Raw genomic sequence first — 14449 nt, 5'->3', positions numbered from 1 at the left:
TCATGTTTTAACCTTAAAATTTCTCTCGCTTTCAGCATATTAATCCTCCTCATCGGATTGCCCCCCTTAATTAACTTTTAACTAAAGGTTAGCAATTTTTTATTTATCCGACAAGGTGTCCGGATGTGCCGAAATGGTGTCCGGATACTCCCGTTACAGCGTCCGGATATTTCCGGAACAGGTGTCCGGATGCTTCCGAAATATGCAAAAACCTCTCAATATGATGGTTACGAATTTAGCAACATACAAACCGAGCAAGATATTGCAAATACAATCGGGACGACTCGACGAGTCGTTCAGAGAATTAAGGAACATATTATGGAAGAATTTAGAGAATATTGGAACGCAGAAATTAAGCCCTATATTTAATATATAAACATATCAGTGCCGTCCACAAACGGCACTTTGCATACATAACAGTAAAGTAATAAATGCATAGCTGTTTTGTGAAAAATATAAAAAATGCTGGAAGGAAAAATATTTGACTTTTTTAGAATTCTTATTCTATCATGTTTTAAGGAGAGAAAGAGAAGCAGAAAAACCTCCTTAACCATCAAAACCAAATTTGTTTAAAACTTATATTTTTAGAGGTCTGCATATGTCTTCACTTTCTCACTTTTATCTTCCATATTTTTTAATGTATTACACTCCTTCAGTATTTGATTTATAATTTGGAGGCTTTTTAAATTAGCCTCCTCTCCCTACATATACATATGCGCTTGCGCGCATAAAATATATGTTACCATCTCCCAGGGGCGTAAGCCCCATACATAGCCAATATAGTTGAAATATGCTTCATGCCTTTGCACCTAACAAATCCAAATCCTAAAACACCGAATCTAATTAGTGCACTTTTCTATTTGGCACCGATTTTATCCAAAAAGTCATCATAATTTCTTGCCCATTTGAATTTAACATCTTCCGAAACAGCTTTAAAATGCAATTCGCCACATCTGATCTTTGTCTTCTCCTCGCTCGTCAAGTCCTTTTCTTCTTTATCTATCTTTGTTTCTACAATAAAATAAAGTGTTGCCGTATTGCTGTCGCCTTTTCGGATTACCGCCCAGTCAGGGGAGTATTCGCCGTAAGGGGTATCGATCACAAACCCGCCTTTTTTCAGCTTGGTGTACAAAATTACATCAGGATCTTCATCAAGCCTTTCGGCAAATCTATACTCTCCTCTGCTGTCCAGCTTGTAATACTTATTAACAGCCTTCCGTTTCTCTGCTTTAGTTGGATATATATAATTGGCAGCATCATCAAGCATAGCCCTGTCTATCTGGTCAATTTCAAAAATAGTGGATTGGTCGAATACATATCCCTCAATCACATCATACCTGATAACACCTTCTGACATGAAATCGGTGAGTTTTTTCTTTATACTCTGTGTTACCTGGTCAAGTATATCCTGGTTTTTAAGCATATACTTCTTGTCAAGCCTTGAAATTATCCTGTAAATCGCAAGACGTGGGAGCATGGTGTGATACATGATATAGTTGATAATTTCAAATTCGCTTTTCCCCGTATCCATCCCCTCAAGCTCATCAAATAGCTTTTGTGCATAAGGATCAGCCATTTTAAATTTTCTTTGCTCATCAAATTCGGCCTTTCCTGTCTCAATATCGTATTCATACCTTATGCGTTTATACCGAAGCATTTCATTCAATTCAGAAACACACGCCTCTATAAACGCAGCATTATCAATGTTTACCTGATACATGGTACGCTTTGACATACGCTTGGTTAACTCTTTCAGAAGCCTGTCAAAATACTCCTCTGAAATATAGCTATGTTTGCCGTTTTCAACAGGTTCATCATCCCCGTTTTTAATCGGGATTTTTTTCGTGCCCTTTGCAAGCATGGCTTCAACGAACTTTTCCTTTACCATTATGCTGTGCTCGTTAAGCGTTTCATTGGTGAAGGTAACAGCTTCTATTTTTTTCGCATCTCTGGTAAGGATACCATCCTTATTGATGATACCCTGCTGCATCAGTTCAACCTTAAATGGTTCAATAAGTTCCATGATTTTATCTTCACGGATACCAGCATTTTTAAGGGTGGTATAAATTACATCATAAGTAACCTCATTCTTGTTAAACCCTGAATTCTCATTGAAATCCTGTTGAAGTGCAGCAGCAAAGTGGTCATAGTAATCATTTGCAATGACGGTCAGTTCATTTACTTCACTGTCCGTGCAGCGATTGCCGTATATATCTACGGGAAGCCTTAAACCCCTTCCTATTTCCTGCTTTTTAGCTATATCGGAACCGCTCTTCTTTAAAGTGCATAGCGTAAATACATTGGGATTGTCCCAACCCTCCCGGAGAGCCGAGTGGGAAAAGATAAAGGCCAGCGGTTCTTCGAAGGAAATCAGTTCGTCCTTTTTCTCCAATATCAGCTCGATACCCCTGTCAATGTCTTCCTGGGACTTGGCCTTGAGCTTTTGCTCATCCATAATGTCTTCCCAGTTTTCGATCTCAACGGCATTCTTATTTTTATCTACAGCAAAATAGCCTTCCCTTACTTTATAAACGTCTTTGTACTCCTTAAAAAGCTCTGGATACTCCTTGAACACTTTGTTCCATCTGTCGTCTGCAATAATCTTTGAGTATTCTTCGTCAAAAATCCGCAGGTACTCGCCACGGCCGTCGGCAGCACTGTTGTCCCTGTATTTATTTACCGCATCAATGAAAAAAAGCGTCAGCACTTTTATTTTATAGCCTTTTTTGAGAATTTTATATTGTTTCTCCAGATGGCTCTTTATGGCAAGCCTTATCTGTATCCTAATTGTTTCTTCCTCACCAATGTTCACATTACTTTCTCCAACAGCAAGTTCCAAAACTTCATCCCACTTGCTTATCTTTAGCTTTTTCAGCTTATGCGGATCTTCCTGGACAATCATGTTCCTGTATTGTCCGAGATATCCAGAACATTCATATAAAGAATCCCCGCCACGGACTTTGAATGTTTTCGTGCGGATAACCCCGCCCTGTTCAACACAGAAAATCTCAATTCTGGCATACAGGTCACTGGTAAACTCCACATATCGGACATAGGGGAAGTCCTTCGGTATGGTGCCATGAACCGTCTTAACCTCAATCTTTTTCACCAGGTCATTCTGGTAAGCGTCATAGGAATCCAGCTTGTACACCTGGTTGAAAAGCCGCTTATGGGTTGCGGAATAACGCAGTATGAACAGCGGGTTGATCATCTCAATGGCTTCAAGGGAAGCACTTTTTTTCTTTGCAGTACCTTCAATCTTTTGAGGCTCGTCTATAATGACTATGGGGCTTATATACTTAATATCCTCCCATAGGATTTGCCCGTATTCATCCGACTGGCGAATCTTGTTGGTGTCTTTATTGAAGGCCTGGATATTCATAACGACTATACTTAAATCTCGGGTTTCCACAAAGCTGCTGCTGATCTTTTTAAGATTGTTTGAATCATAAACAAAGGCATGGTTTTTTATGTCAAGCCCGTCATATAGAGCCTTGAAATGTTCTCTTAACATTTCAATACTCTTTTCAACGCCTTTTCTTATCGCTATGCTGGGTACAACAATTATAAACTTGGTAAAACCATACGTTTTATAAAGCTCCAAAATAGTCCTTAAGTAAACATAGGTTTTGCCTGTGCCCGTTTCCATTTCAACAGTAAAATTGTTGTCCTTCAGCTCATTGTCCGTGACCAGCATATTTTTAAACTGTACTTCACGAAGGTTGTTCAAAAGCCGTGTAGGCTTCACAATCTTTGGGTTGCGAACGGGGTCACCTTCGCCAAACTTTTTAATCCTGTTTAAATTGCAGTAGATAGTCCCCTCATCCTGTCGAACAGCACCTCTAAAAAGTTCAACCACCGAAGAAATAGCATCAAGCTGGTACTTCAACTTGTCATCAAATTGAAAGTTAATGCGGTTAGCCAAAAGTTTCACCCCCCTTAAATGAACTCAACCCTGTATGCCTTTTTCTTTTCGCCGCTGTTCTTTTTCATCTGTGCTTCAAGCCTCAGCATACTATTGGTTTTAAGGCTTATGTCATCGCCAAATGCGCTATCACGGAATATAATCTTCATTGGCATAGGTTCTATGGCAGCAATTTTATCAATAATACTTTCTGTTACATTCTCCTCAAGGCAGACTACCACCGTATCGGCAAAGATATACGTCCTTTCGCCGATGGAAGCCAGTTTTTCAACTTTTGCAGAAAGAGGGATATCCCTATGTCTTAACAATATCTCATAGACCACATCGATATCTGTAAAGCCTGGATTGAAGTCAAGCCTGTCTTTATCCGACATCATGCTTTCTTCCAGCGTCATGTTGTCGGACTTGATGGCCTCGCTGAACCAGCGGATGTTGGTATCTGCCACCCTGAATACCTTAAAGCCTATATCAAGGTTTTCAATGCCTTCTTTATCTTTATTTTCTTCTTTTATTTTTTCTCCAGCTCTGCGGATCCGCTCTTTGCCGATTTCACATATATTTTTGAACCCTGCCTTGTATGCTTCGCTTTTTTCGTCACATGGCTCAGGAAGCTGCACCATGATAAACTTGCGGTTGCCTCTATCTTCGGCATTAAGCTGCATCACCGCATGGGCAGTAGTGGCAGAGCCAGAAAGAAAGTCTAGTATTAAGCCATCTTTCCCCATCCCAAGCTGAACAAAATCTTTTATTAATGATAAAGGTTTTGGATTGTTAAATACCTTTTTCCCATCAAATATATTTTTTATTTCTTCAGTTCCGTTTCCACTGCTATATTCAGGTTTATAAAAAATTGATTTTGGTTTTTTTGAAGGTAAGTCTCCAATAGCTGGCCTTTGCTTTTTATATATTGATATATCGTTGCCATTTCTAGTAATTATTATATTGTGTTTTTCATTCAATATTTTAGATTTACTCCATCTCCATGACATTTCTTGCTCATTTGTTATCGGATATAATTCAATATCATCTTCGTTAACTTTTTCCAAATTAATATCATTATCTTTGGTAATATAAATGGGAAACCATAGATTAGGTCTTTTTTCTCTAGGTGCATTTACACCTGTAGCTTTTAGATTCGCTCCTTTTTTAAAATATCCAAACTCATCTTCCTCCCATTCTTCAATATCCTCGTCATCTATAACAAACTCATTTATTATTATATTGTTCTTATTTTTAGCAAAAACCAATGTATATTCATGTGTGCCTGCGAAGCCAAATTGATCATTATTTCCTTTTAAATTCATTATCGTTGGCAAACAAGCTATAAAATTATCTTCTCCAAATATTTCAACACATATTTTCTTTAGATTATCCACTTCATTATCATCAATGCTAATAAATATAACCCCATCTTCCTTCAGCAAATCCTTTGCTACCTTCAACCTCGGATACATCATCGATAGCCAGTTAGAGTGATACCTTCCGCTGCTCTTCTGATTCACTATAAGCCTCTCTCCATATTCATCCTTTTCTCCCTCCAAAACAGCATTTTCTTCTTCGCTGACCTTGAAATTATCCCTGTAGATAAAATCCTTGCCCGTATTATACGGCGGATCTATGTAAATCATTTTTATCCTGTTGTAATAGCTGTTTCGAAGCAACTTCAGAACCTCCAGGTTATCTCCTTCAATATACAGGTTCTCGGTGGTATCGGGGTTTTTGCTATCCTCTGGAATGTATTTCAGTGTCCGTCCGACAATATCAGTGCTTGCCAGCCGTTTTGCCTCCTCTTTTCCTGCCCATCCAAGCTCATAGCGTTCGGATAATTTTTCACTGACGGTTTCAAATTGGCCCAATTCTGCCTTCAAAGCCTCAAAATCCACCTGTCCGTCCTTCACCGCCGACGGGAACAGCTCGGCCAGTTTTTTCACATTCTCACTGATCGGATTGAATATCTCCTTTTGTATCTTTTGGAACTCCATTTTCTTAACCCCCCTGATTCCCAACAATTTTATCAAATTCGGCATACAGCCTCTTTAACTCGGCATTTATCCTGGAATTCTCCGCAATTGTCTTTGCAGATTTCTGTTCCTTTTTCAATTGTTCCGTCCTTTTAAGCCCATCGTAGAGCTTTAACATATTATCCCTATTATACCATACCTTCGAGACAAGCAATGCCCTTGTCCCTGACCATAAGGCCAGGTTTGATATGATATATGCCTTTACCATCATTTCAAGGTAAAAATCAAGCTTGTTGCCCCTGTTCTGGATTTTGTCAAACTCAATATGCTTCTCCATCAGCGTATTGACTTCGTCTGCAAACTGCATGGATGCACGCACAGAGTATACCGTGTCCTCTATCACCACCTGTGTCCTGTCGTTAAGGTTCAGCCTTTTGTGGCAAAAACAAAAAACTTGGCTATTCGTATGGTCATAAAACCTTATTACACACAGTGGCTTTACCAGCCGCTGCATAATGTTGCCGACAAAGTTTGCATTTTTAAGCTGGTCCAGCTTGACACTGAAAAACAATATTGCCTGGCAGTCATATTCGTCATTGATTAGCGAAGGAATGTCTTCCCCTGTAACCTGGTACATGAGCCTTATTTCCATAACAGCTTCCTTAAACCTTTTTTTCTCCTTCGCAGTCAAGTCTGCAGTAATAAAGGTTTTTATAGCAAATTCCTTATTTATCTCATATCTGCTCGGTATACCCAGCATTATACACACCCCTATTCCACTACCAGGAAGGATATCAGTTCGAAATCATCGGCCGTCGAGTTTGCAAATTCATTATTATATCCACCGAAATCAAAAATGGTCATCTCGGCTTTTTTATCTTCCTCGCCCTGGATTGCTTCTATCGCCTTATTGAGCAATTTGGAATAGAAGGACATATCCTCTGCGTTACTGGTGCGTTTGTTAAACTTCTTGAACAACCCTGGATCTGGTTTTGACTTCCCGTATGCAATTTTCCTGAATTCTTTCAGAGCCTCACGGGCATTGGTGTTGCCGTAATAAACTTCACCATTATTGCTGATATACATGATGTAATAAGGATATAATGAGCTTTCGTTTACCGGCTTTCCATCCTCATTCTGGTGCTTGAAGCAGAAGATGCAGCCTTTCTTTTCCCCCTCGGTTACCGAGTAAACGCCTCTTGGAACCCGCAGGATTTCAGGGTTGTCTTTTATATACCCTGACAGCTCGTAAATATAATCATTCATGTTAAGGTCGGTTATAGAGATGTTATCATTCAACTCTTCGATTTCAATTACCTCTTCTTGCAGCCTTTCAAGCTGCTTCTTCCTGAACATGAAGTCATTCATTTCAGGAGAAAGGAAATCTTCTTCACCTGTTGAAGCCAGGTTTGCCGCCGTCATTTTCCCTTTAACCCTCTGCTCAAGCTGCAAATAATCATTAAGTTCCATATTGGGGAAAAAGTTGATCATGGCTATGTTTTTATTCTGGCTGCCTATACGGTCTATCCTTCCAAAACGCTGTATTAAAACCACAGGATTCCACTGGATGTCATAATTGATGACTGTATCACAGTCCTGCAGGTTTTGCCCCTCCGAAATGCAATCGGTAGCAATGACCACATCAATCTGTTCCTGCTTTGGCAGGTCTTGTCCCAGCTTGGACTTTGGTGAAAAGTGCTGCAGGATGGCATTGAACTCACTTCGGATATTTTTCAGTGTTGTACGTGGTTCGCCTGAACCTGTGATACACGCTGTATTAATCCCATGCTTTGCAAGCTTCTCTGCAATGTTGTCATACAGATAATTGGCAGTATCTGCAAAAGCAGAGAATATCAGCAGCTTCCTGTTCCCTGGATTATATGGGGTTTTGATAATCTTTTCAATGATAATTTCCTCAAGTTTTTTCAGCTTTGCATCCCTTTTTTCATTCAATAACTGCAAAACATCCCTGTATAAGCCCTCCAGTATTTCCTTGTCGTAATAAAGATCTTCCAGGTAATCTTTCGCAATCAAATGCTCAACCCTAATTTCATATTTGTAGTCCAGCGCAACATCTTCTTCTGCATATTCATCTCCTTCAAGCTCCACTTCTCCCGAATCACATCGGGATATCGCATCAATGTAACTGTCAATCCTGGCGATAAGCCTTCTTATGGTTTCAGCAAAAGCAAAAGCAGAGCTTTCAAGACGTTTAAACAGGTTAAACCTGTGTAAACGGGCATTAATAAGCTCTCGGTTTTCGTGGTAGAACAGTACCCTGTCCCCGTATACAGTCTGGTACTTTTTTCGGTAATATTCCTTGTACTCGGGCTTGATATAGGACATGGGGGAATAGACCGCCAGTTTCAAGGATTCCAGTATTTCATTGGTTTCCTCAAAATTCAGCAGTTTCCCTTCCATATCAATTTCTGGACGATATGTTTCAGGTGGAAGCTTGTTAGGGAATTTTCCCATATTGCTGTCCCCATAGTAACTCGTTATATGTTTCCTGCTTCGGGAAATGGTTATCATCTCAAGCAGTTTATAAAATTCTGCGGGAAGCCTGTCCAACAAATCATTTTTCTTCCTGTCTTCCGTTTTTATCCAGTCGTTGATCTCTTTTTGGGCTTTTCGAAGAAGGTTGGATACACTGGGTATACCTGCTTCTTCAAAAGCGTTATCCCTATCTCCTGTAATAATGTTTATCTGGTTTTTCAAATCTACAAGTGAATTGTTGACTGGGGTAGCTGACAGCATAAGTACTTTTGTCCCGTGCCCCTTTTTAATAATGTCATTCATGAGCTTCATATATCTGCTCATGTGTTCCAAATCTTCATTTCGGTTGCGGAAGTTATGGGACTCGTCTATAACAACAAGGTCGAAACGGCTCAAGTCCACACGGGATAAATCCATACCACTTCTTGATTTCCCCTTTGTTCTAGTCAAATCGGTATGGCAAAGTATTTTATAATTAAAGTTGTCCTTCACAAAGGCATTGTCTATGTATGGATTTTTAAAAGAATCCCAGTGGTCATAGAGCTTGGCAGGGCATAAGACAAGCACATTGTCCTCCCGAAGCTCAAAGTATTTAATCACGGCCAGGGCCTCAAAGGTTTTCCCAAGGCCTACACTGTCGGCTATAATACAGCCGTTATACTTGTTGATTTTCTGTATTGCCGAAACAACAGCATCTTTCTGGAATTCATACAAACTGTTCCAAATGACTGATTTCTTAAACCCTGTTTTATCCTTCTCGAAGCGTTCCACACCGCTATCAAGCTGATTGCCGAAAAGCTCTTTCAAAGTAAAATAGTACAAAAATTCCGGGGAATAGTCTTTATAAACATAGTTGAGGCTTTCGAGCAATTGTTCCTTAAAATCTTCCGTATAATCATTGCTGTTCCAGATGATGTTGAACAGCCTTTTAAAATGCTCAAGCTGTGCCTTATCTGTAACTGAAGAATTAAAATGGATGGGAGCTAACTCTCCACGTTTTGTTTTTGCGGACACTTCAAGGGATGATGTACCATGAATGGCAATTTCATCGTCAATCATAATAATATTGCCCGTAACCTTGCCAGGAGATTTGACCTTCCTTACATTTACATGGCTTTTAATAAAGTCATGCATTGATTTTGCTTTTGAAAAGTGCTGCAGCTTGTTTTTCTGTACTATATCGTAGGAATTGAAAAAAAGGTCGGTAATATTCTGGTTAATCTCAAATTCACGGGGCAGTTCCCTCCCTGACGGCACATATGATGTATTGCGGATGATAAAGTTAATTTGATTTACATTTTTGAGGTTTTTAGAGAGCTCTCCAAATACCGATAAAGTCAGTTTATCGTTAATAATATTCACATTTCTTCCGCTTTTCTCTTTTAAAACTTCGTTTATCCTGGCTATCAATTGCTCGTTTGAGCTGATGACCTCATTCATGCTTTGTGCCTCCAATTGCCATTTTATCTTTCATGTATCTTAAAGATCGCCCGTCAACTGGTTTTTCTGCATCTTTTGGAATAACCCACATATTCCCCAGTCTCTTTACTCCTTTAATCCTGTTTTGGGAACACAAAACTTGCACTCTTCTTCTTGTGATTCCCCATTTATCAGCAGCTTCTTGAGCGGTAATATAATCCATAAGGCACTACCCCCTGTTCATTATATAGATTATTTTATTCTACAATGCGAATAATAGCAAGAACATTTTTACAGAAATTTAAATTGAGTAAAATTGGACTTTAGTCTCCCATTTTTGCTATTATGAAGGCATAAAAGGCAAAACCAGCAAAGGAGCGCGATATAGATGGCATACACCCTTAATAATATAAGGGATTTCAAATCTCTGGATGTCTACAATAAGATAAGGGAATTGGTGAAGGATGTTTATAAAATAACAGAAAAGTTCCCTCCCTGCGAAAAATACTGTGCGGTAAGCCAAATCAGGAGGGCAGTGACATCCATTGGAGCCAACCTAGCGGAAGGAAATGGACAAATGTATCCTGTTAAAGAAATAAACTTTCTGAACAACTCTATCGGCAGCCTGTTCGAGACACGCTATTGGATTTTATTTTCACTGGATATGGGTTATATCGGAGAAGAAGATTATAATAACCTTGAAGCAAAATGCATAGAAATCCTAAAAATGCTATACGGCTGTGTCCGCAGGTTAAAGCAATATCAGGAAAGTGAAAGTGTAGCGTAGAATTTGGGCAACGGTTCGGCTTAAGTTAATTGCTATGTATATATTTAAAATTAACTCCACCTATACCCCTCAAACTCTTGATTTTCTTGCATCCCAATTTCTACCAGATGATAAGGTTCACTCTAAAATTCCTTAATTTTTATTCCATTTATTACCGCTTGCCTTTAACCCTTATAGTTACGTAGTTATTTTTAAAATAAAGTCGATATTAAATAGGGATATGTTAAAAGGGAAATAGGGATATAAATTTCATAGGTTAAGAGTGAAGGTTTTATTCCACTCCTCAAGTTATATTATTTTCTTAACAAGTGTAAAAATGTTTTTAAGTCCGCAATGCAAATGCATTCCTAAAAGCAAGGTAATTGATTAATATAAAATGTAAAATGACTGCCCCTTTTCCCCGTTTTTTTACATTGCTGCCCAAAAGGTCGGACTACACAGACCTGTATAGTGAGCTATGTCAAACCGTTATGCCGCCTATAAATTATTCAGGACCTTCTCTATAAAAATATCAACTATGTATGGGTCAAACTGGGTCCACTTATTTTTTATAAGCTCTTCAACAGCAGCATCTTTATCCAAAGTCTTCTTATATGCCCTTTCGTTTGTCATTGCATCATAAGCATCCGCAACAGTTATTATCCTTGATATAAGAGGAATTTCTTCCTGCTTTAGCCTTCTCGGATAGCCTGTCCCATCATACCTTTCATGATGGGATAAAATATATAGTGCTATCTCCGTCATTTCTGGCGACGCATTCAGTATCCTATATCCTATATCCGAATGGCGTTTTATTTCATTCCATTCCTGTTCTGTAAGTGGTTCCGATTTTTTGAGGATACTCTCATCTATAGCAATTTTGCCAATATCATGCAGTAACCCACTTACCTTTAGTTCATATATTTCTGTTTCAGGTAACTGCATTGCCTCCCCTATCCGCTGGCATAACTGGCTTACCCTTTTTGAATGGATCTCTATATTCGGGTTTTTTTCATGGAGGGTATTAAAAATCGCATTGATTATATTCCCCCTCATACTGTTGCTTTCGACCACTTTATGTTTATACATATAATCTTCTGCGCTTTTCAAAATTTTAAAGATGTCTTCACTCACATTTTGCTTTGTATCATACCCAAAAGAAATTGAAACGTTAATGGAGCCAACCTTCATTTCAGAACATTTGTTTTTAATCCTTTTTACTATTGTTTCTGCGTCTTCTTTTTTAGTTTTGGGTAGCAGGATAATAAACTCATCTCCGCCCCATCTTGCTGCAATATCATCCGCCCTGCAGGCGCTTTTAATTGCATTAGCTGCTTTCATCAGTAGTTTGTCACCTTCACTATGCCCAAAGGCATCATTGGTAAGCTTTAATCCATTGCAATCCCCCATGATAATAGAAATCGGAAGGTTCCGTTCAGTATCTATCCTTTTCAGTTCTTCTTCAAAGAACCTTCTGTTATAGAGCCCTGTAAGCGAGTCATAGTAGCTCATATAATAAATTTCATCCTGCCTGCGTTTTTCTTCCGTTACATCCCTGAAAACCAGTATTACACCCTGAATATTGCCATTTTTATCTTTAATCGGTGCCGCACTATCGGCTATAGACCTTTCAGTCCCATCCCTTGATATTAATGCCGTATGGTTCGCAAGCCCGATAATAAGCCCCTTTTCAATAACCCTTTGTATTGGATTTTCACATTTAATCCTTGTATCTTCATTTATTATATTAAATACTTCTTCAACAGGCCTGCCTAAAGCCTCTTCCTGTTTCCAGCCCGTTAGTTCTTCTGCTACCTTATTAAGTATCGTTATTTTGCCATTTATATCCGTTGAAATAACGCCGTCACCTATTGATGCTATTGTTATCCTCAACTTTTCCTTTTCTTCCTCCAGGGTTTTCTCCAACAACTTCCTTTCGGTTATATCAAGCAGCGAACCTATGTAGCTTTCAGCTTCTCCATTTTCGTTGCATTCAATATACCCCGTTGATAACACCCAGCGGACGCTGCCATCTGCCCTTATAATACGGTTCTCAATCTTAAAGCCGCTTTTTTCTTTAATTGCCTTATTTATGCTTTCACTCACAAGTTTTTTATCTGGCGGATAGGTCAATTCTATTCTCTTTTCTTTTGTAGGTTCAAAACTTCCCGGCTCATACCCGAATATCCTGAACAACTCATCCGACCATACTGTTTTGCCTGTTTTTATGTCTATTTCATAGTTTCCTAAATGTGACAGCATTTCAGCTTTTTTAAATCTTTCTACATCGTTTTTCAGTCTTTTATTCAAACGCATGATTTCTGATTGCTGGCTTTTTATCCTGTCAGCCAATTTATACGTTATCAATGCAATGGCAACAAATATAAGGAATCTTACAAGCTCTTCCCAAAGGGTTTCGGGACTGTATTTAAGGGAAAATAAAAAATATGCTGCCGCTGTAGCCACAGAATATATAAAACCTTTCTTGCCATGCCAAAAGCATGACAATATAATCGGAACATAAAATAAATTCTGGTATATGATAGTAAATCCAACCGAAAGGCAGATATAGCTTAAAGCAAAAGCAATAACAGTAGTAATTATTATTATAATAACCTGCTTTAAATCCTGTTTATTTTTTATATTAACCATTTTTACTCTCTCCTTTTAATACTCCAGAAAGTACATAAAGGTTTAATGTTCCGTTTCAACATTATTCCTTAATAGGCTGACTTTTATTTTGTCTGTAGCAACTTCCATTTCAAGAGTCCTGCTATGTGTTCCTCCAGTTTCTGCAGTATTGATATATATCAATAACCTTACTTTGCATCCAGCATTGTATATATCAATTTGGGTATATTATCAAATGAAGCCTGTCTTTCAACTGCCCCAATGTCATATCTGGGCTTCCTTAACCTGCAATTGGGTTGAGTTATTCAACCTTTCAGCAAACATTCGGGAGAAAATCGGAGGTATGTGCTGGACTATCACAATCCCTGGAATACTTCTGGGTAAACACTTCAGAATATTGTAAATGGCCTCCGTACCTCCCGTTGAAGCCCCGATTGCTATTATCTTGCTGCTTGCATCGGCATTAGCCCCACTTATAACCTTCTGCGAAGCGTTATCAGTTTTCCAATGTGATACATTCGCGGTTGAAGCTATTTTAATTTTTATTATCAACTCGTTTATAAAAGCCTCCACACTCTTAACCGACTGAACATCGGGCTTGGTTACGAAGTCAACTGCCCCTGCATTCATAGCGTCAAATACAGCTTCGCTAACTGTACTGACTACAACTAAAGGCAGCGGGTACTGGGGCATTAGCCTTCGTATGAACTCAATCCCGTTCATTTTAGGCATCTCTACATCGAAGGCTTTACTATAAAGTAATTTGCACCTGACACTATTGCTTCCTTTATCATAGATTCCCGTCCCCTTGCATATACCATAATTACCTTTGCTTTAGAATCATGTGCCTTAATGGTTTTCAGTGCCTCAATTCCATCCTTTCAAGCATGGTTTTTAGAGCCATCCTCATAAAAGCTGCATCATCAACAATATGTACTCTCTTCATTAACATTTTCACCTCATCTTCTTTGCCTAGAAACCATATACAACAAAAAAGCAGACAACCCATAAATTGCCTACTAGAAGTTTACTTTTGATAAGGTCTAAAGTATCAAGTATTTCTTTACTCTCCATAAACTTTATCCTTGCTCCCATAGCAATTGGCAATCCAGCCATTTCCACATTAGACCTGTGGCTTTGCGGGCCTATCTTTTGATAGGTTTGCTTTTTACAATTTACATAGGTACTATTCAATATTCTCTTATATTGCTCTTTCAAATTTTTAAAGTAACAATATGTCCATTTTGTTAC

Annotated in this window: 9 protein-coding genes, 1 pseudogene and 1 riboswitch; of the genes and pseudogenes, 2 read left to right on the top strand and 8 right to left on the bottom strand. The window is 38.7% G+C overall.

Translation table 11 applies throughout. The features are described 5' to 3' along the window. Positions 1-123 precede the first annotated feature (123 nt). On the top strand, positions 124-369 hold the full coding sequence (locus tag HPY74_16085) for a hypothetical protein (protein NSW92163.1): 246 nt from the start codon (positions 124-126) through the stop codon (positions 367-369). A gap of 487 nt (positions 370-856) precedes the next feature. On the opposite strand, the gene HPY74_16080 is transcribed toward HPY74_16085, so the two are convergent. Genes HPY74_16080 through HPY74_16060 form a run of 5 tightly spaced genes read right to left on the bottom strand, consistent with a single transcriptional unit; the run spans position 857 to position 10024 of the window. After that, complete coding sequence (locus tag HPY74_16080) at positions 857-3925, bottom strand: DEAD/DEAH box helicase family protein (GenBank protein ID NSW92162.1); 3069 nt, start codon at positions 3923-3925, stop codon at positions 857-859. A gap of 14 nt (positions 3926-3939) precedes the next feature. Further along, positions 3940-5907, bottom strand: coding sequence for a site-specific DNA-methyltransferase (locus tag HPY74_16075; GenBank protein ID NSW92161.1), 1968 nt, complete (start codon positions 5905-5907; stop codon positions 3940-3942). A gap of 4 nt (positions 5908-5911) precedes the next feature. Further along, a complete protein-coding gene (locus HPY74_16070; protein ID NSW92160.1) occupies positions 5912-6646 on the bottom strand; it encodes a DUF4391 domain-containing protein in 735 nt (244 codons plus the stop codon). Between the two features lie 11 nt (positions 6647-6657). Beyond that, the gene (locus HPY74_16065; protein NSW92159.1) at positions 6658-9822 is read right to left on the bottom strand and encodes a DEAD/DEAH box helicase family protein; all 3165 of its coding nucleotides are present in this window, start codon (positions 9820-9822) and stop codon (positions 6658-6660) included. After that, positions 9815-10024, bottom strand: a complete 210-nt coding sequence (locus HPY74_16060) for a helix-turn-helix domain-containing protein (GenBank protein ID NSW92158.1) — start codon at positions 10022-10024, stop codon at positions 9815-9817. The genes HPY74_16065 and HPY74_16060 overlap by 8 nt, the downstream gene beginning before the upstream one ends. Positions 10025-10189: 165 nt before the next feature. On the opposite strand from HPY74_16060, the gene HPY74_16055 reads away from it, so the two are divergent. Beyond that, the gene (locus HPY74_16055; protein ID NSW92157.1) at positions 10190-10588 is read left to right on the top strand and encodes a four helix bundle protein; all 399 of its coding nucleotides are present in this window, start codon (positions 10190-10192) and stop codon (positions 10586-10588) included. 477 nt (positions 10589-11065) lie between these two features. Here HPY74_16055 and HPY74_16050 read toward each other — a convergent pair whose 3' ends face one another. From HPY74_16050 to HPY74_16040, 3 genes and pseudogenes are all read right to left on the bottom strand, one after another. After that, complete coding sequence (locus tag HPY74_16050) at positions 11066-13219, bottom strand: diguanylate cyclase (protein NSW92156.1); 2154 nt, start codon at positions 13217-13219, stop codon at positions 11066-11068. A gap of 243 nt (positions 13220-13462) precedes the next feature. Further along, positions 13463-13930 (bottom strand): hypothetical protein, encoded by a 468-nt coding sequence (locus HPY74_16045; protein ID NSW92155.1) that lies wholly within the window; start codon positions 13928-13930, stop codon positions 13463-13465. Between the two features lie 2 nt (positions 13931-13932). Next, positions 13933-14144: pseudogene (locus HPY74_16040) on the bottom strand (response regulator). Positions 14145-14297: 153 nt separating this feature from the next. Then, a riboswitch (cyclic di-GMP riboswitch) is annotated at positions 14298-14374 on the bottom strand. Positions 14375-14449 lie beyond the last annotated feature (75 nt).

The organism is Bacillota bacterium (genome assembly GCA_013314855.1).
Classification (GTDB): Bacteria; Bacillota; Clostridia; order Acetivibrionales; family DUMC01; genus Ch48.
The sequence above is the reverse complement of the archived record's forward strand: the minus strand, read 5'-3'. Positions and strand labels throughout refer to the sequence as shown.

What these genes read in the sequence shown, in the direction of transcription:
- HPY74_16075 (NSW92161.1), bottom strand. Translation starts at nt 5,907, where the DNA reads ATGGAGTTCCAAAAGATACAAAAGGAGATATTCAATCCGATCAGTGAG.
- HPY74_16070 (NSW92160.1), bottom strand. Translation starts at nt 6,646, where the DNA reads ATGCTGGGTATACCGAGCAGATATGAGATAAATAAGGAATTTGCTATA.
- HPY74_16050 (NSW92156.1), bottom strand. Translation starts at nt 13,219, where the DNA reads ATGGTTAATATAAAAAATAAACAGGATTTAAAGCAGGTTATTATAATA.
- HPY74_16045 (NSW92155.1), bottom strand. Translation starts at nt 13,930, where the DNA reads ATGCCTAAAATGAACGGGATTGAGTTCATACGAAGGCTAATGCCCCAG.
- HPY74_16065 (NSW92159.1), bottom strand. Translation starts at nt 9,822, where the DNA reads ATGAATGAGGTCATCAGCTCAAACGAGCAATTGATAGCCAGGATAAAC.
- HPY74_16055 (NSW92157.1), top strand. Translation starts at nt 10,190, where the DNA reads ATGGCATACACCCTTAATAATATAAGGGATTTCAAATCTCTGGATGTC.
- HPY74_16060 (NSW92158.1), bottom strand. Translation starts at nt 10,024, where the DNA reads ATGGATTATATTACCGCTCAAGAAGCTGCTGATAAATGGGGAATCACA.
- HPY74_16085 (NSW92163.1), top strand. Translation starts at nt 124, where the DNA reads ATGTGCCGAAATGGTGTCCGGATACTCCCGTTACAGCGTCCGGATATT.